This is a genomic window from Curtobacterium sp. MCPF17_047, assembly GCF_003234045.1.
Lineage (GTDB): Bacteria > Actinomycetota > Actinomycetes > Actinomycetales > Microbacteriaceae > Curtobacterium.
Window position 1 is genome coordinate 84,183 of the sequence record NZ_QKSF01000003.1, and the last position, 21,169, is coordinate 105,351.

The 21,169-nt window shown below is 70.6% G+C and carries 18 protein-coding genes and 1 other RNA gene; 13 read left to right on the forward strand and 6 right to left on the reverse strand.

From position 1 onward, the window contains the following. The first annotated feature begins 89 nt into the window (after nucleotides 1-89). The 6 genes from DEJ33_RS04430 to DEJ33_RS04460 all read left to right on the forward strand — a co-directional run bounded on the left by DEJ33_RS04430 (nucleotide 90) and on the right by DEJ33_RS04460 (nucleotide 4,735). The gene (locus DEJ33_RS04430; RefSeq protein ID WP_110904558.1) at nucleotides 90-428 is read left to right on the forward strand and encodes an STAS domain-containing protein; all 339 of its coding nucleotides are present in this window, start codon (nucleotides 90-92) and stop codon (nucleotides 426-428) included. Then, the gene (locus DEJ33_RS04435) at nucleotides 419-847 is read left to right on the forward strand and encodes an ATP-binding protein (protein ID WP_111077887.1); all 429 of its coding nucleotides are present in this window, start codon (nucleotides 419-421) and stop codon (nucleotides 845-847) included. Before DEJ33_RS04430 ends, DEJ33_RS04435 begins: the two co-directional genes overlap by 10 nt. Before the next feature lie 66 nt (nucleotides 848-913). Further along, nucleotides 914-1,873 (forward strand): helix-turn-helix domain-containing protein, encoded by a 960-nt coding sequence (locus DEJ33_RS04440; RefSeq protein ID WP_146242521.1) that lies wholly within the window; start codon nucleotides 914-916, stop codon nucleotides 1,871-1,873. Between the two features lie 131 nt (nucleotides 1,874-2,004). Beyond that, the gene (locus DEJ33_RS04450; protein WP_181437248.1) at nucleotides 2,005-3,126 is read left to right on the forward strand and encodes a hypothetical protein; all 1,122 of its coding nucleotides are present in this window, start codon (nucleotides 2,005-2,007) and stop codon (nucleotides 3,124-3,126) included. 38 nt (nucleotides 3,127-3,164) lie between these two features. After that, on the forward strand, nucleotides 3,165-3,998 hold the full coding sequence (locus DEJ33_RS04455) for a Nif3-like dinuclear metal center hexameric protein (protein WP_111077884.1): 834 nt from the start codon (nucleotides 3,165-3,167) through the stop codon (nucleotides 3,996-3,998). A 2-nt stretch (nucleotides 3,999-4,000) separates the two neighbouring features. Further along, entirely contained in the window at nucleotides 4,001-4,735 is a 735-nt protein-coding gene (locus tag DEJ33_RS04460; protein WP_111077883.1) for a zinc ribbon domain-containing protein, read from the forward strand. 324 nt (nucleotides 4,736-5,059) lie between these two features. On the opposite strand, the gene rnpB is transcribed toward DEJ33_RS04460, so the two are convergent. From rnpB to map, 3 genes are all read right to left on the reverse strand, one after another. Further along, nucleotides 5,060-5,416: RNase P RNA component class A (gene rnpB / locus DEJ33_RS04465), an RNA gene on the reverse strand. A gap of 76 nt (nucleotides 5,417-5,492) precedes the next feature. Beyond that, the gene (ppgK, locus tag DEJ33_RS04470) at nucleotides 5,493-6,245 is read right to left on the reverse strand and encodes a polyphosphate--glucose phosphotransferase (RefSeq protein WP_110904552.1); all 753 of its coding nucleotides are present in this window, start codon (nucleotides 6,243-6,245) and stop codon (nucleotides 5,493-5,495) included. 70 nt (nucleotides 6,246-6,315) lie between these two features. After that, complete coding sequence (map, locus tag DEJ33_RS04475) at nucleotides 6,316-7,179, reverse strand: type I methionyl aminopeptidase (protein ID WP_111077882.1); 864 nt, start codon at nucleotides 7,177-7,179, stop codon at nucleotides 6,316-6,318. A gap of 169 nt (nucleotides 7,180-7,348) precedes the next feature. Here map and DEJ33_RS04480 point away from each other — a divergent pair, with 169 nt between their 5' ends. Next, nucleotides 7,349-7,534, forward strand: coding sequence for an SPOR domain-containing protein (locus DEJ33_RS04480; RefSeq protein ID WP_111077881.1), 186 nt, complete (start codon nucleotides 7,349-7,351; stop codon nucleotides 7,532-7,534). 6 nt (nucleotides 7,535-7,540) lie between these two features. Here DEJ33_RS04480 and DEJ33_RS04485 read toward each other — a convergent pair whose 3' ends face one another. Beyond that, a complete protein-coding gene (locus DEJ33_RS04485) occupies nucleotides 7,541-7,774 on the reverse strand; it encodes a CDGSH iron-sulfur domain-containing protein (protein WP_258366038.1) in 234 nt (77 codons plus the stop codon). Further along, a complete protein-coding gene (locus tag DEJ33_RS04490) occupies nucleotides 7,764-8,903 on the reverse strand; it encodes an iron-containing redox enzyme family protein (protein WP_258374752.1) in 1,140 nt (379 codons plus the stop codon). Before DEJ33_RS04490 ends, DEJ33_RS04485 begins: the two co-directional genes overlap by 11 nt. 232 nt (nucleotides 8,904-9,135) lie before the next feature. Between DEJ33_RS04490 and glnA (DEJ33_RS04495) the strand changes: the two genes are divergently transcribed. The 5 genes from glnA (DEJ33_RS04495) (at nucleotide 9,136) to DEJ33_RS04515 (ending at nucleotide 18,607) form a co-directional block, all read left to right on the forward strand. Continuing rightward, on the forward strand, nucleotides 9,136-10,473 hold the full coding sequence (gene glnA / locus DEJ33_RS04495; RefSeq protein WP_111077879.1) for a type I glutamate--ammonia ligase: 1,338 nt from the start codon (nucleotides 9,136-9,138) through the stop codon (nucleotides 10,471-10,473). Nucleotides 10,474-10,510: 37 nt separating this feature from the next. After that, nucleotides 10,511-13,513, forward strand: coding sequence for a bifunctional [glutamine synthetase] adenylyltransferase/[glutamine synthetase]-adenylyl-L-tyrosine phosphorylase (locus tag DEJ33_RS04500; RefSeq protein ID WP_111077878.1), 3,003 nt, complete (start codon nucleotides 10,511-10,513; stop codon nucleotides 13,511-13,513). Between the two features lie 525 nt (nucleotides 13,514-14,038). Then, nucleotides 14,039-15,628 carry a glycosyltransferase family 2 protein gene (locus DEJ33_RS04505; protein WP_111194352.1) on the forward strand — a complete coding sequence of 530 codons (1,590 nt, stop codon included), beginning with the start codon at nucleotides 14,039-14,041 and terminating at the stop codon, nucleotides 15,626-15,628. After that, nucleotides 15,621-17,192, forward strand: coding sequence for a glycoside hydrolase family 26 protein (locus tag DEJ33_RS04510; RefSeq protein WP_111194353.1), 1,572 nt, complete (start codon nucleotides 15,621-15,623; stop codon nucleotides 17,190-17,192). Before DEJ33_RS04505 ends, DEJ33_RS04510 begins: the two co-directional genes overlap by 8 nt. Then, entirely contained in the window at nucleotides 17,189-18,607 is a 1,419-nt protein-coding gene (locus DEJ33_RS04515) for a UDP-glucose/GDP-mannose dehydrogenase family protein (RefSeq protein WP_111194354.1), read from the forward strand. Before DEJ33_RS04510 ends, DEJ33_RS04515 begins: the two co-directional genes overlap by 4 nt. Nucleotides 18,608-18,900: 293 nt before the next feature. Here DEJ33_RS04515 and glnA (DEJ33_RS04520) read toward each other — a convergent pair whose 3' ends face one another. Continuing rightward, nucleotides 18,901-20,325, reverse strand: a complete 1,425-nt coding sequence (glnA, locus tag DEJ33_RS04520; protein ID WP_110902453.1) for a type I glutamate--ammonia ligase — start codon at nucleotides 20,323-20,325, stop codon at nucleotides 18,901-18,903. 142 nt (nucleotides 20,326-20,467) lie between these two features. Here glnA (DEJ33_RS04520) and DEJ33_RS04525 point away from each other — a divergent pair, with 142 nt between their 5' ends. Then, nucleotides 20,468-20,905 (forward strand): RDD family protein, encoded by a 438-nt coding sequence (locus DEJ33_RS04525; protein ID WP_111077874.1) that lies wholly within the window; start codon nucleotides 20,468-20,470, stop codon nucleotides 20,903-20,905. Nucleotides 20,906-21,169: the final 264 nt, after the last annotated feature.

Sequence of the window (21,169 nt, forward strand, 5' to 3'; positions counted from 1 at the left end):
GGACGCCAGCGCGTCCTGTTCCCCCGGTCGCCAGGACCCGTTAGCCTCCGATGAGGCACGCGCAGACTCTCGAGGGGGCCCCACACACAATGGACATCGTCGTACACGAAGCCGGCACCGAAGCGGCGGTGCTGGAGTGCTCCGGACGCCTCAACATGGTGTCGGCACCCGCCTTCCGTGAGACCGTCGCGACGGTCATCGAGGGCGGTCGTCCTCGTGTCGCCGTCGAGCTGTCGCACGTGGAGTTCCTCGACTCCTCGGGCCTCGGAGCGCTCGTCGGTGCGCTGAAGACCGCCCGCCAGGCGGGTGGTGACCTCCGGATCGCGGCACCGTCCGAGCAGGTCGCGATGGTGCTGAAGCTGTCGAACATCGACAAGATCCTCCGCAGCTACGCCGACGGCGACGAAGCCGTCCGCGAATGGGTCTGACCGGGGCCGTCGTGGGCGAGCACCGGTTGGACTTCGCGTCGCCGCCCGACGACGTCTCCTCGGTGCACGACTTCCTCAGCGACGTCTGGACGGCCGAGCCCGCCGTCAGCGTCGAGGACCGGATGGCCCTCGAACTCGCGATCATCGAACTCGCGTCGAACGTGATCGAGCACGCCACCGCCGGCATCCCGCTCACGTGCTCGTTGACGCTCGCGGTTGCCAGCGACGCACTGGAGGCCCGGATCACCGACGACGGCCGCCCCGCGTCCGTCGACGTGGCCGGTGCCACCCTGCCGGACGACATGGCGGAGAGTGGTCGCGGCCTCGCCCTCGTGCAGATGGTCGTCGACGAACTGCGCTACGACCGACACGGCGACGAGAACCGCTGGACGGTCCGGAAGTCCACCCGCGTGGCGTGAGCCGCTTCCCGCGGCAGGTTCATCCAGATGCATGAAGTTGTCGCGGTGCGTGCCACGATTCCCGGGATGACCACCACCGTGGACCCCAGGACCGTCTTCGAGACGTCCGGGGCCGACCTCGACGCCGCCCGGGCGGTGTTCGAGCAGGCCTACGAGGCCTCCGGGTTCCTGCCCGAGCGGACCGAACGCGTTTTCGGGTACCGCTTCCGGACGGTCGGCGACCAGACGATGTCGTTCCGGTCGACCCGGTTCGACGCGCGCATGGTCGGCGAGGTCGATTCCGGCGACCAGGTCAGCGTGTCCTGGGTGACGGACGGCGGCGGCGTGCTGGACGTCGGCCGCGACGAGCTGGGGCTGTCTCCCGGACGGCCGGTGGTGTTCCCGACCGGACGCCCCTACCGCTTCGAGCTGGCCGACGTGCGGCAGAGCGTGGTGCAACTCGATCGGACCTTCCTCGAACGGATCGCGGCCGAGGCGTACGGCACCGAACCCGGCACCCTGGTCTTCGACCACACGGCAGCGCCCGGGGTCGAGGCCGTCCGTGCCTGGAACCACCAGGTGCAGGAGGCGTCCCGGATCGTGCTCGGCAACGCCCCGGTGTCGGTGCTGGCCCTCGCCGACACGGCCCGACGGACTGCCCTGGCACTCCTGACCACGTTCCCGCACCGCATCACCGCCCGTCAGGTCCCGCTGCCGACCGGGGCCACCGGGCGGGTGCGATCGGCCGTCGAGTACATGCACGCCGCTGCGCACACCCCGATCACCACGACCGACGTCGCCGAGCACGTCGGACTGAGCGTCCGCGGCCTGCAGCAGGCGTTCCAGCGGCAGATCGGCGTCGCACCGAACGCCCTGCTGCGGGGGATCCGCCTGGACCGGGTCCGAGACGAGCTCCGTGCCGGCACACCGACCGACACCACCGTGGCCAGCGTCGCCGTCCGGTGGGGCTTCGCGCACCTGGGTCGGTTCTCGGCGGCCTACGCCCGGCGCTTCCTGGAGTACCCCCGCGACACCCTGCACGGCTGACACCGCGATCAGCCCCGCGCTGTCCCCGGACACAGCGACACGCCGCTCCGACCGGGGCGACATGCCACCGGATCCCGCGACACTCCGCCGATGTCCGCGCCGATCGAGCGTGCGATATTCATACTCCTCACATGGAGACGCAGGCCGGAGCACGCACGCCCCTCGTGGACCCCTTCGGTCGCGAACTCGAGGAGTGGTTGCGCGACGCCCCGGCCACGCGGTCGCCGTACCTCGCAGACCTCGTCGTCCCCCCGGTGACGGGTCCGGTGCGCCGTCCCGTGCTGCCCTCGGTGGACGCGGAACAGCCGGCAGTCGACCTCCTCGAGACCGACGCCGAGGCCGAGACCCTCGCCGAGACCGAGGTGGACGCCGAGCCCGCGGTCGCCGCCGAGCCCGCCGCCCCCACCACCTCGGGTGACGACCGCGCCTTCCGCCGCGACCGTGCCCGTCACGTGGCCGTCTGCGCCCCGTCCTTCCCTGAGCCGCCCGAGCGCCTCGCGCTCCGCTTCGACGACCTCGCCGTCGCGCTCGACGCCGCCAGCGGCCGGACCACCATCGAACGCATCGACCTGCTCGAGGACGAGGTCCGCGTCCGCGACGAGGACCTCGCTCGCCTCGCCGCCTGGGAGGCCGTCGTCGCCGACATCACCGATGCCGAGGTCGAGGGTGCACGTGCCTTCGCCCGCGAGGTCTTCGCCGACCTGCTGGCCGACGCCGCACTCGAGGCCGACCGTCGTGAGCGAGCCGCCCTGCGCCGGGCCGCCACGTCGCCCGTGCGGCTCGGAGCCGTCCGCTCGCTCCTGCCGGCACCGCACCGCGCGGTGGCCGATCCGGTGACGGTCGACGTCCCGGCCGACGACCGGTCAGATGACGGCATCCCCGCCACCGCCGGACCGCGGGCCGCGGTCCGACCGGTGTCGAGCCTCCAGACCGTCTCGCCGTCCTCCCCGCCGGTCCCGGCCTCCGGTCGACCGACGCCACTGGTGCAGCCGGCCACCGGCCCGACCGTCATCGACCGTGCGGCGTTCGCTGCCGTGCTCCGCGCGCACACCGGTGAGCAGCCGGTCGTGTCCGTCGAGGTCCCGGTGGCCGCTCCGGTCGCGGCACCGGGGACCACCGACGACACCGTCTCGGCGGACGTCGCCGACAGCGCGGCCGACCGGGAGGCCCGTACCGACGCCTCGACCACCGCGCCGTCCGGCTGGTGGTCGCGTGTCGTCGCCCGGCTGCTGCACCTCGTCGGCCGTCGCTGACACCCGGGTGGAGCCCGCCGTCTCGGTACACTGACGGGATGCCGACGCTCCGAGAACTGCAGTCCGTCGTCGAGTCACTGTGGCCGGCGGCCGGGGCGGAGTCCTGGGACTCCGTCGGCCTCGTCTCGGGCGACCCGGACGCGGTGGTCGAACACGTCCACCTGGCCGTCGACGCCGTGCCGGACACCGCGCGCGAAGCCGTCGCTGCCGGGGCCGACCTGCTGCTGACACATCACCCCCTGCTGCTGCGCGGTGTGACCACGATCGACGAGTCCACCTACAAGGGGTCGGTCCTCGCGACGCTCGTGCGCGGCGGCTGCGCGCTCCTCGCGGCCCACACGAACGCCGACGTCGTCACCACCGGCACCTCCGCCGTGCTCGCGGACCGGCTCGGCCTGCAGCAGCAGCGTCCGCTCGAACCCGCCGCCGACGGCATGACCGGCATCGGCCGGGTCGGCGTCCTCGCCGAACCCGTGGCGCTCGGCGTCCTCGCCCGACGGATCGTCGACGTCCTGCCGGCCACCGCGACCGGGGTCCGGGTGTCGGGGGAGTACGACCGTCCGGTCCGCACCGTCGCCCTGTGCGCCGGCGCGGGCGACGCGTACCTCGGCAATCCCGAGGTGCGCGCGGCCGACGTCTACGTGACGAGCGACCTCCGGCACCACCCCGCCTCCGAGTTCCGTGAGCAGGCGATGGTGGCCGACGGGCCCGCGCTCATCGACACCTCGCACTGGGCGACCGAGTGGCTCTGGCTCGACGTCGCCGCCGAACAGCTGCGTGCCGCCACCGGGGTCCGCGTCACCGTGAGCGACCTCCGCACCGACCCGTGGGACTTCGCCGTCCTGCCATCCGCCCCCAACGAAGGAGCCTGACCATGAAGGCAGCACCCGAGGACCAGGCCATCCTGCTCGACGTCCAGCGACTCGACAACGACATCACCCGGTTGGCACACCGGATCAGTTCCCTGCAGAAGGGCGAGCACCTCACCGAACTCGGCACCCGGGCCGCCGGGCTGCGGAGCCAGCTCGCCGCGGCCACGGGGGACGTGGAGGACGCCGAACGCGACCTCGCCCGCCTCGAGTCCGACACCGCGACCGCGCAGGCACGCATCGAGCGTGACACCACGCTGCTGCAGAACGTCGGCAGCGCGAAGGACGCCGCCGGGCTGCAGAACGAGCTCGACTCGCTGAACCGTCGGACGAACGACCTCGAGACGCAGGAACTCGAGGTCATGGAGAAGCTCGACCAGCTCCGCGCGCGGGTCGGTGACATCGAGGCGCAGCTCGCCGACATCGACGCCGAGCGTGGACGCCTGATGGGGGTGCGCGACGACGGCATCGCCCGGTTCGAGAAGGACCGCGTGGCCGCGGTCCAGTCCCGCGCCGACGTCGCAGCCAAGGTGCCGGCGGACCTCCTCGCGCTGTACGAGCGCCAGCGGGCCCGGTACGGGTTCGGGGCATCGCTGCTGCAGGGCGGCGTGTCGACGGCGTCCGGCGTTGCGCTGAACAACTCCGACCTGGCGTCGATCCGGGCCGCGGCGCCGGACGACGTCGTGCTCTGCCCGGACAGCGACGCGATCCTGGTGCGGACGGCCGAGTCCGGTCTGTAGGCGGCGGGTTCGCAGGCTCGGTGCCGCCGAGACGCCGCCGTTCCGCCGAGACGCCGCCGAATTCGGCGGCGTCTCGCGCGTTGCGCGGCGTCTCGCGGCGACGCCGGCGTCGTGGGGTGTGCCTGGCGGGAGGCGCGGTGCGGGTCGGCCGCGTGCCTCCCGTCGGCTGAGACGCGCACGTCTGCGTGAGACGCCGTCGTCCGGGCGAGACGCCGCGGGATCCGGCGGTCTCGCGCGTTGCGTGGCGTCTCACGGTGACGCCGCCATGGAACACGACAGCCCGGCACCTCGCGGTGCCGGGCTGTCGTGTTCGTACGGTCTGGGCGAACGGGCCGGCCGTACGCCGGGTTCTGTCCCGCCTCGCGGCGGTGACGGCCATCTCTCTCGGACCGACGTTGCCGTCGGCCTCCAGCGGTCTACCCGAGGACTCGGCGAGCAGCCTCAGCGTCCTCTGTCTGACCTTGCTCCGGGCGAGGTTTACCGAGCAGATCCGGTCACCCGGATCCCTGGTGGTCTCTTACACCACCGTTTCACCCTTACCGACGTCGCCGCCGGCGGTCTGTTCTCTGTGGCACTGTCTCGCGGATTGCTCCGGGTGGGTGTTACCCACCGCCCTGCTCTGTGGAGCCCGGACGTTCCTCGGCACTCCCGGGGGAGTGACGCGACCGTCTCACCGACCCGTTCGCTCCGACGAGTGTAGCGGCCCAGGTGATCAGCCCCGATCAGCACCCCGACCCGGTCGCACGCCCGCAGCCGGTCAGCGGGTGCTGCGTGCCGCCAGGGTCGCCGCGCCGATGATGCCCGCGTTGTTGCGGAGCGTCGCGGGGATGATCTCCGCCTGCAGGTCGAGCAGCGGCAGGAACTCCTCGTACTGCTTCGACACGCCACCACCGACGACGAAGAGCTCGGGGGAGAGCAGTGCCTCGAGCCGCGAGTAGTACTTCTGCAGGCGCTTCGCCCAGTGCTTCCAGGACAGGTCGTCCCGCTCCTTGGCGGCGAACGAGGCCTTCGTCTCGTAGTCGACGCCCTCGATCTCCAGGTGGCCGAGTTCCGCGTTCACGATGAGCACGCCGTCGTTGATCAGCGCTGTGCCGATACCGGTGCCCAGCGTCGTCATGATGACGAGTCCGTCGCGGCCCTTCGCGGCGCCGAACTGCTGCTCGGCGAACCCGGCGGCGTCGGCGTCGTTGACGAAGTGGATGGAGCGGCCGAGCTCCTTCTCGAACAGCGCCTCGGCCTCGAAACCGATCCACTTCTTCGAGACGTTCGCCGCGGACATGGTCTTGCCGTCGCGGACGATCGCCGGGAAGCAGACCCCGACCGGGACGTCCGAGGCAGGGGAGAGGTCGTCCAGGATCGACTTGGCGACCTCGACGATGTCGTTGGGCCGGCCGCCCTCGGGCGTGGCCTTCTTGATCCGGTCGGTGGTGAGTTCGCCGGTCGCCGTGTCGACGATCGCGCCCTTGATGCCTGTTCCGCCGATGTCGACGCCGACTGCGAGTGAGGTCATGGGGAGCGGTGCCTTCCGTAGGTGACGAGTGTGTCCGGCACGGTCCCGAGGCCGGGCGCGCCGCGGGTGGTCAGGAGACGGTGAGGAGTTCGGTGCCGCGTTCGGTCACGAGGAGCGTGTGCTCGAACTGCGCTGTCCAGGAGTGGTCACGGGTGGTGACGGTCCAGTCGTCGGCCCAGATGTCCGCGTCGATGCCACCGAGGGTCAGCATCGGCTCGATCGTGAAGACCATGCCGGGCTCGATCACGGTGTCGTAGCGGGCGTCGTCCACGTGCGGGATGACCAGACCGGAGTGGAAGGCGCGTCCGACGCCGTGCCCGGTGTAGTCGCGGACCACCCCGTAGCCGAAGCGCTTGGCGTACGACTCGATCGCGCGGCCGATGACGTTGACCTGGCGGCCGGGAGCGACGGCGCGGATGCCGCGGTGCATCGCCTCTTCGGTGCGGGTGACGAGGTCCTGCACCTCGGGCGCGGCCTGCCCGACCACGAAGGTCCGGTTGGTGTCACCGTGCATGCCGTCCTTGTACGCGGTGATGTCGATGTTCACGATGTCGCCGTCCTGCAGCACGGTGTCGTCGGGGATGCCGTGGCAGATCACCTCGTTGAGGGACGAGCAGAGCGACTTCGGGTACCCGCGGTAGCCGAGGGTCGAGGGGTAGGCGCCGTGGCCGACGACGAACTCGTGGCCGATCCGGTCGAGTTCGTCGGTCGTGACGCCCGGGCGGATCGCTGCACCGACGGCGTCGATGGCCTGCGAGGCGATGCGACCGGCTGTGCGGATCCGCTCGACCTCGTCCGGCGTGTACGTGTCGCCGAGTCCGTGCTCATGGGGCTCGACCTTGCCGACGTACTCGGGTCGCTCGATGTCCTTCGGGACGGGCCGCTGTGGTGAGACGCGGCCGGCCGTCAGGTGTCCGTGTTCGTCCCGGGGCATGCGTTCCACTCTAGCGGCGTGTCGGGCCCGGCCGTCGCCTCCCGGCTGTGGGGCTCGCCCGGCAGGCACACTGCACGAGCCCGCCCGCCTGCCCGCCGGCTCACCGCCCGGCCCGCGACCCGACCCCGCTGCGCGGACGCCCCGCGTCCGCCCGGGTACGGTCGGGCCCATGACCGACGAGCGCATCGAATCCCAGTGGTGGTACAACGACAAGACCGGCGAGGTCGAGCAGGGCCCGAAGTCGACGAACCGGCACCACATCGGCCCCTTCCCGACCCGCGACGAGGCCGCACACGCGTTGGACCGGGTCCGGCAGAACAACGAGCGCGCCGACGCCGCGGACCAGGACGGCTGACCGGCCTCAGGCCGTCGGCTCGGCGGGCGGCTCCGGTTCGGTCCGGAACCCGATGATCTTGTGCGTGCCGTCGCAGTAGGGCTTCAGCATCGACTTGCCGCACCGGCAGAGGGCGACCGTCCGGCGTCGCCGGGGCAGTTCCTGTCCGTCCGGGCCCAGCACCGCGACGTCACCGCGCAGCAGGAACGGACCGTCCGGGTACGCGACCACCGACGGCTCGTCCTCGCGTTCACGCGACACGGGAGGCACCGTCCGAAGACCGCATCGCCGTGACGTCGGCGCCAGGGGCATCCGCGTCGCCGACGCTCCCGGACTCGCCGTCGAGGGGGCGCCGCAGGGAACTGCGCCCCTGCTCCCAGCTGGAGAGCAGCTGCGTCCCTGCCATGCCCTCGACGACGAGGCACGCGGCAGCGCCGAACATCACGTCGTCGAGCAGCGTCGGGTCGGCCTCGACCATCCCGCCGGCCAGGTCACGGCCGGCGATCTGCTCGTGCACCGCGTCGGCCTCCACGTGTTCGTCGAAGTACCACGTCGCGTCCTCGTCGAACCCGTTCCGCCGGAACCCGTCGCCGTAGAGCTTGCTCGGGATCGACGAGGTCATCTCGAACGCCGCCAGGTGCCCGACGATGGCTCCGCGGAGGCGCCGGTGGAGCCCGAACATGCTCATCATGTTGAGCGCACCGAGCGTGATCGCCGGCAGGTGGTCGACGTAGGCCCCGTAGGAGTCGTCCAGGCCGGCGGCGCGCAGTGTCCTGGCGAAGATCGCCGAGTGCATGCGCTTCGGTCGTCCGCCGCCGTACTCGTCCGACTGGATCTCGACCAACGCGGCCTTGGCCCGACCCGACAGCCGCGGGATCGCCCAGCTGTGCGGGTCGGCCTCCTTCAACGTGTACACGGTTCGCTGCACCAGGAACTCGCGGATCTGCGCACGATCAGCCTTCCGGGCGACCCACCGGGACACGCTCGGTCCGCTGTCGGCGGCCGTCAGGGCGAACAGCGCCGCGGAGACCGCCTCGGCGGTCGGCTCGGGGCGCTCGGGCACCGGGACGGCGGCGCGGACGGCGGCTTCGAGCGCGGTCTCGACGACCGCACGCGTGCCGAGCAGGTGGACGTCCCACTCCAGCGAGTCGTCGACGCCGGCGATGCCGCCGTAGTGGAGTTCGTAGAGGGCGAACAGTGCGAGCTGCAGGTCGTCGTCGTTCAGGACGTCCTGGGAACGGGCGACGGCGGCGACGGCGACGTCGCGGAGGGTCTCGTCCGGTGCGCCGGTGGTGAGTGCGGCGAGGACTGCGGTGCTGAGGGGGCCCCGTGGTGCCGGCACGGGCATCGGGGTCTGGGTGAGGACTTCGGCGGCGTCGAGGACGGCCATGTGGTGCTCCTTCGCAGGGTCGGTACGGTCCGAGCCTGGCCCAGGCGGCTGACAGGCCCGGCGCGAGAGGCCGCTGAGCGCACCCGGCACGCGCGTCGACGTCGCCCTCGCGCCGTCCACAGCCCGCGCGCGCCCCGCCCACGAGGAGTCGCACGGGCACTAGCCTGTGTGCACGGTCGCGATGCGGCCCGGCGGGTCGCGTCGCGGCTCGGTGAACACGGAAAGGTCGTGCATGGACAAGCAGACGGACTTCGTGCTCCGCACCATCGAGGAGCGCGGGATCAAGTTCATCCGACTCTGGTTCACCGACGTGATCGGCACGTTGAAGTCGGTCGCCATCGCGCCGGCCGAGGTCGAGGGCGCGTTCGCCGAGGGCATCGGGTTCGACGGCTCCGCGATCGAGGGCCTGACCCGCTCGTACGAGGCCGACGTGCTCGCGCACCCGGACCCCTCGACGTTCCAGATCCTGCCCTGGCGCGGCGAGATCGACCCCACCGCGCGGATGTTCTGCGACATCACGACGCCGGACGGGCAGCCGGCCGTGGCCGACCCCCGCAACGTGCTGAAGCGCACCCTGGCCCGGGCGAGCGACCGCGGGTTCACGTTCTACACGCACCCCGAGATCGAGTTCTACCTGCTGAAGGACCGCGACTGGAAGGACGGCGGCCCGAAGCCCGTCGACCAGGCCGGCTACTTCGACAACGTCCCCGGCGGCAGCGCGCACGACTTCCGTCGTCGCTCGGTCCGGATGCTCGAGGACCTCGGCATCTCGGTGGAGTTCAGCCACCACGAGGCCGGCCCGGGTCAGAACGAGATCGACCTCCGGTACGCCGACGCCCTGACCATGGCGGACAACATCATGACGTTCCGCACCGTGGTGAAAGAGGTCGCGATCGAGCAGGGCGTCTACGCGACGTTCATGCCGAAGCCGCTGTCCGGGCAGCCGGGATCCGGCATGCACACGCACGTGTCGCTCTTCGAGGGGGACCAGAACGCGTTCTACGAGCCCGGTGGCGAGTACCAGCTCTCGCCCACGGCCAAGCACTTCATCGCGGGTGTGCTGCGGCACGCGCCGGAGATCACCGCGGTCACGAACCAGTTCGTCAACTCCTACAAGCGTCTCTGGGGCGGCGACGAGGCCCCGTCCTTCGTGACGTGGGGTCACAACAACCGCTCGGCGCTCGTCCGCGTGCCGCTGTACAAGCCGAACAAGGGCCAGTCCGCCCGCATCGAGTACCGCGGCATCGACTCGGCGGCGAACCCGTACCTGGCGTACTCGCTGCTGCTCGCGGCGGGCCTGAAGGGCATCGAGGAGGGCTACGAGCTCCCCGCCGAGGCCGAGGACAACGTCTGGAGCCTGTCCGATTCGGAGCGCAAGGCCCTGGGTTACAGCCAGCTGCCCGCGAGCCTCGACCACGCACTGTCGCTGATGGAGGACTCGGAGCTCGTCGCCGAGACCCTGGGGGAACAGGTCTTCAACTTCGTGCTCCTCAACAAGCGCCAGGAGTGGAAGCGGTACCGCGACCAGGTCACCCCGTTCGAGTTGGACACCAACCTCGGCATGCTCTGACACCCACGTCAGGACACACGACGGGAGCACACGCCAGATGACCAGCCGGACCGAAACCTCGCGTTCCCAGCTGGCCCGGCTCGGGTTCGCCGACCTGTCCGGCTCGCTGGAGCGGATCGCCGCCCTGGAGGCCCGTCCCGGCTCGGATCTGCGCGTCCCGATCGCGGATGCCGAGTCGGTCTGGGCCGCCACGGCGGACCCGGACGGAGCGCTGCTCGCGCTCGAGCGGCTCATCGAGTCGGCTCCGGAGCAGCTGCGCCCGGTCCTGGCCGACCCCGGGGCGACCGAGCGCCTGGTGCGGCTGCTCGGCGCGTCCACCGGGCTCGCCGAGTTCCTGCAGCGCCGGCCCGACGAGCTCGCGCTGGTGCTCGATCCCGTCGCGCCGCCGTGGTCACAGGAGCGGTACACGGCCTCCCTCGACCAGGCGGTGGACGGCAGCTCGGGCGAGACGGCTCGACGGCGACTCCGTGTCCGCTACCGCCGGCACCTGGCGCAGATCGCCCTGTTCGACGTCCTGCACGCGTCTCCGACCGAGGCGTTCCCGGACGTCGCCGCCGGCCTCGCCGACCTCGCCGGCGCTGCGCTCGACGCCGCCGTGACGGTCGCGCGTCGCGAGGTCCCGTTCCCCGTCGCGGACGTCGCCGCCACGCCGCTCGCGGTGATCGCGATGGGGAAGGCCGGGGCACGCGAGCTCAACTACGTCAGCGACGTCGACGTCATCTTCGTGACCGAGCCGACCGAGCCGACCGTGCCGACCGTGCCGACCGAGCCGACGGAGGGGGACGACGCGCCCCGGATCAGCACCGACCGCGCGGTCCTCATCGCGACGCGTCTGGCGATCGCCGCGACCCACGTCATCACGGACCTCGCCGCGGAGCCCGCACTGTGGGAGGTCGATGCGAACCTCCGGCCGGAGGGCAAGGACGGCGCGCTCGTCCGGACGCTCGAGTCGCACGTGGCGTACTACGAGCGCTGGGCGAAGGGGTGGGAGTTCCAGGCGCTGCTCAAGGCCCGGGCGATCGCCGGGTCGATGGACCTCGGGGAGCGCTACGTCGCCGCGGTGGCCCCCTTCGTGTGGCAGTCGTCGAAGCGTCCGGGGTTCGTGGAGTCGGTGCAGCGGATGCGGGAGCGGGTGACGGCGCACATCCCGGATGCCCAGGTCGATCGGCAGCTGAAGCTCGGCCCTGGCGGTCTGCGTGACGTCGAGTTCACCGTGCAACTCCTGCAGCTCGTCCACGGGCGCGACGACGAGTCCGTGCGCGTCCGCTCGACGCTCGAGGCGATGGACGCCCTGGCGACCGCCGGGTACGTCGGACGGCCGGAAGCGGCGCGCTTCGGACCGGACTACGCCCTGCTCCGGGTCCTCGAACACCACATCCAGCTCCGGCGGCTGCAGCGCACCCACCTGATGCCGTCCGACGAGGACGAACTCCGGGTCCTCGCTCGCTCCACCCGCCTGGCGTCCTCGGCGTCGGCGCTGCTGGACCGCTGGCGATCGGTCAAGCTCGAGGTCCGCGGCCTGCACGAGCGGCTCTTCTACCGACCGATGCTCGCGGCGGTGGCGTCCACCGACGGCGAGATCGTCCTGACGAGCAGTCAGGTCAGCGACCGGCTCACCGCGATCGGGTTCCTCGATCCGGACGGGGCCGTGGCCCACATCCGGGCTCTGACGCAGGGGACGACCCGGCGGGCAGCGATCCAGCGGAACCTCCTGCCGGTCCTCCTGCGATGGATGGCGGAGGGGCCCGCGCCGGACCGGGCGCTGCTGGCCTTCCGACGACTCAGCGACACCCTGGGGGAGTCGAGTTGGTTCCTCCGGATGCTCCGGGACTCCTCGGGCGCCGCGCACAGCCTGACGACGGTGCTCAGCGAGTCGGCGTTCCTGTCCGGTCTGCTCGAACGCTTCCCCGAGGCCGTGGCCTGGTTGGACGAGCCGGACACCCTCCTGAAGCCGCGTCCGCTGCCTGCGCTGCTGGCCGAGACGGGCGCGACGACCGCGCGACACGGGGACGCCGTGGACACGGCGGCCTCGCTCCTGCGCGGGGTCCGGCGGCGCGAGACGCTCCGGCTCGGCATGGCCGCAGTGCTCGGGCACCTGGACGTCGACGGCCTGGGTCCGGCACTCAGCGACGTCACCGAGGCCACGCTGAGCGGTGCGCTCGACCTGGCACGACGGGACGCCCCGCAGGGTCTCGAGTTCGGGGTGATCGCGATGGGACGCTACGGCGGCCGTGAACTCGGGTTCGGCTCGGACGCCGACGTCCTCTTCGTCTACCGCTCGTCGACGGTGCCGAACGAGGTCGCCTCGCGCGCGTCGCAGGTCATCGTGCGTGAGCTGAACCGCCTGACCGAGGACGCCCTGCACCCCTTCGACCTCGACATCGACCTGCGGCCCGAGGGGAAGAACGGCCCCGTGGTGCGCTCGTTCGACTCGTACGCGGCCTACTACGCCCGCTGGTCCCTGACGTGGGAGGCGCAGGCGCTCCTGCGGGCCCGTGGCGCTGTGGGGGACGCCCAGCTGCTCCGTGACTTCGAGCACCTGGCCGACCGGACCCGGTACCCCGCCGCGATCGAGGACCGGGAGGTCCGGGAGGTCCGGCGCATCAAGGCCCGGGTCGAGTCCGAACGACTGCCCCGCGGCGCCGATCCTGCGCGTCACCTGAAGCTCGGTCGCGGGTCGTTGAGCGACGTCGAGTGGTTCGTGCAGCTCCTCCAGCTGCAGCACGGGCACGAGCAGCCGTCACTCCGCACCACGTCGACGCTCGAGGCGCTGCAGGCGGCCACGGACGCCGGCTGGGTCGCGCCGGAGGACGCCGAGCGCCTGGCCGCCGCGTGGCGGTTCGCGTCCCGGACCCGGAGCGCGCTCGTGCTGTGGTCGGGACGGACGACGGACGTGCTGCCGGTCGAGCGGACGCAGCTGGAGGGCATCGCGCGCCTGTTGGAGTACCCGCCGGGGTCGGCGTCGCAACTCGAGGAGGACTACCTCGCCGTGACCCGGCGCTCCCGGCAGGTCTTCGAGCGCGAGTTCTACGGCGCCTGAGCGTCGTCTCGAACGGAGGCGCCGGCACCGCGACACGCCCGGGGTGTTGCGAATCGAAGCAAGATGACGAGTTGTCAAAGACAATTTTCGTCCCGACCCGTCCGTACCCCGTTGCACTGTGCACCGTACCCCGATCGGTACCGATGCTGAATCGCTGTCAGCGCGCGACCAGGGTTTCGGAACACCGGAGCAGCGGAGACAGCGCCAGCCGACGACGACCAGCTCAACTGCCTTCTGATCCGGGGTTCTCTGTGGACCGAGGATGAGCCTCCCGGCCGTGTCGGACTCTCTGCACACCGACGGCCGCCGTCGGACCGGTCCACGCAACTGCTGTCAGCACCAGTGGGGACAAGGGTCGGTCCGACGTGCTGCGGACCACTCTGTCCCCCGATCGACCCCGCGGTCACCCCCACCCGAGGGGCACGTTGCAGGGGCTGTCTGCGATCTGTCTGAATGAGGACACCCGAACCGACCCCGATTTCCCGATGACGCGGAATCTCCCTTCGAACGTTGCAGCAGGGATCGATGTTCACCTTCATCCTCCAGATCCGGCAGATGGTCGACGGCCACCCCGAGTTCTACCTGTTCACCGTGTACTCACTGGTGATCTGGTTGCTCTGGTTGCTCAAAGTCGTCCTCTCCGCCCGGTACCGCCCCTTCACCGGCACGTACACCGGGACGACGAGCGTCGTCGTCCCCGTGGTGGACGAGCCGCTCGACCTGTTCCGTGACGTGATCGGCCGCATGGTCGAACAGCGTCCCGGCGAGATCATCGTCGTCATCAACGGCGCTCGGAACGAGGCGCTCGAAGCGGTGTGCGACGAGTTCGCCCCCCTCGTGCGCTGGACCCACACGCCGATCCCCGGCAAGCGCAACGCGGTCAAGGTCGGCACCGAGATGTCGAACGGCGACATCACCGTGCTCGTCGACTCGGACACGGTGTGGACGCCCGGCACGCTCGTCGAGCTGCTCAAGCCGTTCGCGGACGAGTCCGTGGGTGGCGTGACCACCCGCCAGCGCATCCTCGAGCCGACGCGCTCCTGGATCACCCGCTGGGCGGACTGGCTCGAGAACTCCCGTGCGCTGTACTCGATGCCGGCGCAGAGCGTCCTCGGACAGATCGGCTGCCTGCCCGGCCGCACGATCGCGTTCCGCCGGAGCATCCTGGTCCGCGTCATGGACAGGTTCATGCACGAGGAGTTCATGGGGGTCTTCCTCGAGGTCTCCGACGACCGGACCCTGACGAACCTGACGCTCAAGGAGGGGTACCGGACCGTCTACCAGTACACGTCGCTCGTGTACACGGACGCTCCGCTGCAGGTGAAGAAGCTGTTCAAGCAGCAGCTCCGCTGGGCCCGTGGGTCGCAGTACAACACGCTGCGGATGCTGCCGTGGATGCTCGGCCACGCGCCGATCCTGGCCGTGTTCTTCCTGACCGACATCATCCTGCCGTTCATGCTCTTCGGCGTGATCGCCGGCTGGATCTACCGGGCGCTCACCGGGCAGGGGCAGAACCTCTACGAGGGCATCCTGCACCAGTACGGGTTCTCCACCGGCTTCGTCTACGTCGCCGGACTCATGGTGGTCTCGAGCGTGCTGAGCATGGCCATCCGGCAGATGCGGCACCTGGCCGAGAAGCCGTCGGACTTCTTCCGCCTGCCGATGTTCATCATCGTCTCGACGTTCTTCCTCATGCCGATCCGGCTCATCGGGTTCTTCCGCCTGGCGCACGCCAGCGGCTGGGGGACCCGGGCCGGTGCCTACGCCGGTGGGCCGATGGAGGAGGACCCGGCGCAGCCGCAACTCTCGGGCACGACCGTGCCGATGAGCCCGGTGGACCGCGGACTGACCGACACGTCCGAGCGACCGAGCGAGCAGGCCGCCGTTGACCGCGCGTTCGACGAGCTCTTCGGACCCGACGCGACCACGGCCGCCACCGCGACCGTGCTCACCACCCGACGCGACGTCGCGACCGCGACAGCGACCACGACCTCGACCGCCCGTGCACCGCACCGCGCGGCGAAGCCCGCACGTCGCCGACTCAACCCGTACGCATCGATCCCGTACTGCATCGGGATCGCGGTCTTCGCTCTGGAGGCGTTCCTCATTGTCTGATCTCGACCGCACCGACGGCACCTGGTGGGCGCCTTCCACCAAGCACGCCAAGCGCACCGCCCTCGGCATGGCGGCCATCGTCGCCGTCCTCGCCCTGATCACCTGGTCCGTGTGGATCTCGCCCTCCGGGCCCGTCTCCACCGCCGTCAGCCGGGCGCTCGGCGTCCCGACCCAGCAGGAACCGGCAGCCGACGTCGACGCCCTGCAGGCGAAGCTCGCCGCCGCGCAGCAGCAGATCTGGAAGCTCGAGGGGAAGCTGCAGAGCACCTCGGCGCAGTCCGGCTCCCGCAGCGACCAGGTCACCCAGCTCAAGGCACAGATCGCAGACCTGCGGTCGCAGCTCGGGCACGCCCGGTCCGGCACGGCCTCCGGCCACGGACACGGCGCCGATTCGGGAGGCTCGTCCTCCTCCGGTACGTCGATCACGGCGGGCAAGGGGGCCGGCTCGGGCGGGTCCTCGTCCGGCGGGTCGGGCCACGGCGGGTCGGGTCACGGCGGGTCGGGCCAGGGCGGCGGTCCGACCGTCGTCCCCGGCACCGACGGCCCCTCGACCGACCCGGACCCGGCGACCCCGGTCGACGTGCCGACGAAGACCGAGGTCCTCGCCCAGCAGTCCCGCTGGTACGGCCTGTACACGGCGCAGTCGCCCTTCAACTGGGCCGAGTACGACGAGGTGTCCCAGCAGGTCGGCAAGTCGACGAACATGGTCGGCTACTTCCAGGGCTTCGACCAGGACTTCAACGCGGGTGCCGTGCAGCGATCGTGGACCAACGGCCGTGTGCCGCTGCTCACCTGGGAGACCCGGCCGGCGACCACCGGCAACGACCAGAAGTACGTTGCCGGGTACGCGAACGCCGACATCACCGGGGGAGCGTTCGACGACTACCTGACGAAGTACGCCGACGCGCTCAAGGCGAACGGACAGCCCGTGGTGATCCGTCTCGACCACGAGATGAACGGCAGTTGGTACAACTGGTCCGACGGCACCGCCCAGCAGAACGCGCCGGGCTCGTTCGTCGCGATGTGGAAGCACGTGCACGACGTGTTCGAGCGTGCGGGTGCGAACGACTACGTCATCTGGAACTGGGCTCCGACCCGCATCGACGCCCTGGGCAACCCGAAGTACCAGACCGTCGACTACATGCAGGCGTACTACCCGGGCGACGACTACGTGGACTGGGTCGGCATGAGCGGGTACTACCGCAAGGCCGCTGAGTCGCCGACCTTCGCCACCACCTTCGGTGCGACGCTCGACCAGATCCGGCAGATCGCGCCCGACAAGCGCATCCTGCTCAGCGAGATCGGCGCGACCGAGACCGGCTCCGCCGTGTCGAACGGGCAGAAGTCGCAGTGGGTCGACTCGCTGTTCGACGCCCTCGCGGACCCCGCCAACTCGGACGTCATCGGCTTCGCGTACTTCAGCGAGACCGCCACGACGATCGTCGACGGTGCCCGCACCACCAACGACTGGCGACTCAATTCCCGTGCCGACAGCCTGGCGGCGTTCGTCGCCGGCATCGCCCGCACCGACATCGACTACGACCTGCAGGAGGTCAAGAAGTGACCGCATCGAAGAAGTCCGCCGACACCCGACCCGCACCGGTCATCAGCGTCATCGGCACCGGGTACCTCGGTGCCACGCATGCCGCCGCCATGGCCGAGATGGGCTTCGAGACCATCGGCGTGGACGTCGACCCCGCGAAGCTCGCCGCGCTCTCCGCCGGCCAGGTGCCGTTCTACGAGCCCGGACTCCCCGAGCTCATCACGAAGCACGTCGCCAGCGGGAAGCTCCGGTTCACGGCCTCGATCGCCGAAGCGGTCGCTGCGGCGGACGTGCACTTCGTCTGCGTCGGGACCCCGCAGAAGGCCGGGTCGCACGCGGCGAACCTGTCCTTCGTGGAGAACGCCACCCGCGGCGTCGCCGAGAACCTGACCCACCCGGGACTCATCGTCGGCAAGTCGACCGTCCCGGTCGGCACCGCCGCACGGCTCCGCGGGATCGTCAGTGAGTTCACGCCCGTCGGCATCGACGCAGAGCTCATCTGGAACCCCGAGTTCCTCCGGGAGGGCAAGGCCGTCGAGGACACGCTGCACCCGGACCGCCTGGTCTGGGGCGGCGCGTCGGACGCTGCCGACGCCGTGATCCGCGAGGTCTACGCCGCCCCGATCAGCGAGGGCACCCCGGTCATCACCACCGACCTCGCCACCGCCGAGCTCGTCAAGGTCAGCGCCAACGCGTTCCTCGCCACGAAGATCTCGTTCATCAACGCGATCTCCGAGATGTGTGCGATCGCCGGGGCCGACGTGACGACCCTCGCCGATGCACTCGGCCACGACGCCCGTATCGGCCGGAAGTTCCTCAACGCCGGGCTCGGCTTCGGCGGTGGATGCCTGCCGAAGGACATCCGAGCCCTCATGTACCGGGCGAACGAGATCGGTGCCGGCCGGGTCGTCGGCCTCATGCAGCAGGTCGACGAGATCAACATGGGCCAGCGCCAGCGGGTCATCGACATGGCGATCGAGTCCACCGGGGGATCGGTCCTCAACCGTCGCATCGCCGTGGTCGGGGCAGCGTTCAAGCCACTGACCGACGACGTCCGTGACTCCCCGGCGCTCAACGTCGCCGCCGCGCTGCACCTCCGTGGCGCGCAGGTGACGCTCTGGGACCCGGAGGCGATGGAGACCGCACGCCGGTCGTTCCCGACGCTCACCTACGCCGCGTCGATGACCGAGGCGATCGAGGGCGCTGACCTCGTCCTCGTCCTCACGGAGTGGGACGAGGTCGTCGAGGCCGACCCGGTCGCCCTCGCGGCCGTCGTCGGACAGCGCGTCGTGATCGACGCGCGCAACTGTCTCCCGACCGGCCGCTGGGTCGGGGCGGGGTGGACCGTCCGCTCCCTAGGACGGCCCACCCCCGTCACGGGTGCTCCCGCGAGCGTCGCCGCGGGCACGGTCGACGCGCTGGCCACCAGCCGCTGATCGTCCCCGGAGCGGGGCCCCTGCCGTCGGCACGGGCCCCGCTCTCGTGCGTCGGCCGCCGCGCCGGGGCCGCGGTACAGTGCGCGAAAGCGACAGATCTGCACCGGATTCCGGCGGCGATCTGTCGCTTTCGCGTCCCGACCTGCGTGTCCAGCCTGGAGGCCCGGTGTCGGTCCGCCGGGCCGCCGCCGGGCCTCCAGGCCGTCGCCCAGGCGGATCGCCAGATGCACGGGCGGCACACGAAGGGCCCCGCACCTGACGGTGCGGGGCCCTCCGTGGTGGAGCGTGGAGCGTCAGACGCCGAAGTACAGCTCGTACTCGAACGGGTGCGGACGCTGTGCCATCGGGAGGATCTCCTTCTCGCGCTTGTAGTCGATCCAGGTCTGGATCAGGTCCTCGGTGAAGACGTTGCCCTTGAGGAGGAACTCGTGGTCCGCCTCGAGCGCGTCCAGCGCGGCGCCGAGCGATGCCGGCACCTGCGGGATGTTCTTCGCCTCCTCCGGGGGGAGCTCGTACAGGTCCTTGTCGACCGGCTCGTGCGGCTCGATGCGGTTCTGGATGCCGTCGAGGCCGGCCATCAGCTGCACCGCGAAGGCCAGGTACGGGTTGCCGGAGGCGTCGGGCGCGCGGAACTCGATGCGCTTGGCCTTCGGGTTCGTGCCGGTGATCGGAATGCGGATCGACGCCGACCGGTTGCCCGCCGAGTAGACGAGGTTCACCGGTGCCTCGAAGCCCGGGATCAGACGGTGGTACGAGTTGATCGTCGGGTTCGTGAACGCCAGGACGGCCGGGGCGTGCTTGAGCAGGCCACCGATGTACCAGCGGGCCAGGTCGGACAGGCCGCCGTAGCCGTTCTCGTCGTAGAACAGCGGGGTGCCGTCGGACCACAGCGACTGGTGCGTGTGCATGCCCGAGCCGTTGTCGCCGAAGAGCGGCTTCGGCATGAAGGTCGCGACCTTGCCCCACTGCTCGGCCGTGTTCTTCACGATGTACTTGAACTTCAGGATGTCGTCCGCCGCGTGGACCAGCGTGTCGAACTTGTAGTTGATCTCCTGCTGGCCGCCGGTACCCACCTCGTGGTGCGCACGCTCGAGCTCGAGGCCCGCGTCGATGAGCTTGAGGGAGATGTCGTCGCGGAGGTCCGCGGTCTTGTCGACCGGCGACACCGGGAAGTAGCCGCCCTTGTACGGGGTCTTGTTGGCGAGGTTGCCGCCCTCTTCTTCGCGACCGGTGTTCCAGGCGCCCTCTTCGGAGTCGACCGAGAAGAACGCCTCGTTCTGCGTCACGGAGTAGCGGACGTCGTCGAAGATGTAGAACTCGGCCTCAGGGGCGAAGAACGCGGTGTCCGCGATGCCCGTCGAGGCGAGGTACTTCTCGGCCTTCTTCGCGACCTGGCGCGGGTCACGGCCGTAGATCTCGCCGTTGCGCGGGTTGTAGATGTCGAACACCATGATCAGCGTGCGCTCCGCACGGAACGGGTCCACGTACGCCGTCGTCACGTCGGGGATGAGCTGCATGTCCGACTCGTGGATCGACGCGAAGCCGCGGATCGAGGAGCCGTCGAAGAGCTGACCGACGGCGAAGAAGTCCTCGTCGACCGTTGATGCGGGGATGTTGAAGTGCTGCTGGACCCCGGGGAGGTCCGTGAACCGGATGTCGAGGAACTTGACGTCCGTGTCCTTGATGAAGGCAAGCACCTCGGAGGAATCGCTGAACATACGAGTCGGTCTCCTGTGGGGTTGGGTGGTGTCGAGGGAACCAGGAGGCACCCTCCGACGAGGCTATTGACATGGAGTTTCCCGGACGTGACTGGGTTGTTTCCAGCGTGTTACGTGCCGGGGGAACGCCTACGCTGGGCACATGGCCCGCTCCACTCTGCCCTCCTCGCCCGCTCCCGGTCCAGAGCGCACCGAATGGCCGGGCAAGATCCTCGGACTGCCGGAGTCCGGACCACGCAGCATGGGGTCGTTCGGACGTCGGTTCCTGGGCCTCGTCATCGACTGGGCACTCGCGTCGCTGATCTCGCTGGTGATCGGGACCTACGGCGCGGCGGGCAACTTCGTGACGCTCGGCATCTTCGCGGCACTGCAGGTCGTCTTCATCGCGCTGCTGTCCGGGTCCTTCGGCCACGTCTGCGTCGGGCTGCGGGTCGTCCCGGTCCGCGGCGGCTACGTCGGCGTGTGGCGGCCGATCGTCCGGACGGTCCTGCTCTGCATCGTCGTCCCGGTCCTCATCCACGCGAAGGACGGGCGGGCGTTGCACGACGCGGTCGCCGGGACGGTGCTCGTCCGCCGCTGAGGCCTGGTCGACCCGGCCGGGTCCGGTCGGAACCCGTCGGACCGGGCCCGGTCGACCCGGTCGGGCCCCGCCGGACCCCGTCGTCTCGGAGCATGGTGTTCCGCTGCCGGGCAGCCTGCTGCCCGTCCGCCGAAGTCGCACGACCTGCCGCTGCTCGTCCCCCGAGGTCGCACGGCCTGCCGCCTCAGTGCCCGCAGATCGGCACCTCGTGCGACCTCGACGCGACCACCACGCCGCAACGACACGACGCCCCCGACCCGAAGG

Excerpts from the sequence above, each read along its gene's own strand:
- DEJ33_RS04480 (WP_111077881.1), top strand. The coding sequence starts at position 7,349 with ATGACCGACGAGCGCATCGAATCCCAGTGGTGGTACAACGACAAGACC.
- DEJ33_RS04500 (WP_111077878.1), top strand. The coding sequence starts at position 10,511 with ATGACCAGCCGGACCGAAACCTCGCGTTCCCAGCTGGCCCGGCTCGGG.
- DEJ33_RS04435 (WP_111077887.1), top strand. The coding sequence starts at position 419 with ATGGGTCTGACCGGGGCCGTCGTGGGCGAGCACCGGTTGGACTTCGCG.
- glnA (WP_110902453.1), bottom strand. The coding sequence starts at position 20,325 with ATGTTCAGCGATTCCTCCGAGGTGCTTGCCTTCATCAAGGACACGGAC.
- DEJ33_RS04490 (WP_258374752.1), bottom strand. The coding sequence starts at position 8,903 with ATGGCCGTCCTCGACGCCGCCGAAGTCCTCACCCAGACCCCGATGCCC.
- map (WP_111077882.1), bottom strand. The coding sequence starts at position 7,179 with ATGCCCCGGGACGAACACGGACACCTGACGGCCGGCCGCGTCTCACCA.
- DEJ33_RS04450 (WP_181437248.1), top strand. The coding sequence starts at position 2,005 with ATGGAGACGCAGGCCGGAGCACGCACGCCCCTCGTGGACCCCTTCGGT.
- glnA (WP_111077879.1), top strand. The coding sequence starts at position 9,136 with ATGGACAAGCAGACGGACTTCGTGCTCCGCACCATCGAGGAGCGCGGG.
- DEJ33_RS04455 (WP_111077884.1), top strand. The coding sequence starts at position 3,165 with ATGCCGACGCTCCGAGAACTGCAGTCCGTCGTCGAGTCACTGTGGCCG.
- DEJ33_RS04525 (WP_111077874.1), top strand. The coding sequence starts at position 20,468 with ATGGCCCGCTCCACTCTGCCCTCCTCGCCCGCTCCCGGTCCAGAGCGC.
- DEJ33_RS04440 (WP_146242521.1), top strand. The coding sequence starts at position 914 with ATGACCACCACCGTGGACCCCAGGACCGTCTTCGAGACGTCCGGGGCC.
- ppgK (WP_110904552.1), bottom strand. The coding sequence starts at position 6,245 with ATGACCTCACTCGCAGTCGGCGTCGACATCGGCGGAACAGGCATCAAG.
- DEJ33_RS04430 (WP_110904558.1), top strand. The coding sequence starts at position 90 with ATGGACATCGTCGTACACGAAGCCGGCACCGAAGCGGCGGTGCTGGAG.
- DEJ33_RS04460 (WP_111077883.1), top strand. The coding sequence starts at position 4,001 with ATGAAGGCAGCACCCGAGGACCAGGCCATCCTGCTCGACGTCCAGCGA.
- DEJ33_RS04505 (WP_111194352.1), top strand. The coding sequence starts at position 14,039 with ATGTTCACCTTCATCCTCCAGATCCGGCAGATGGTCGACGGCCACCCC.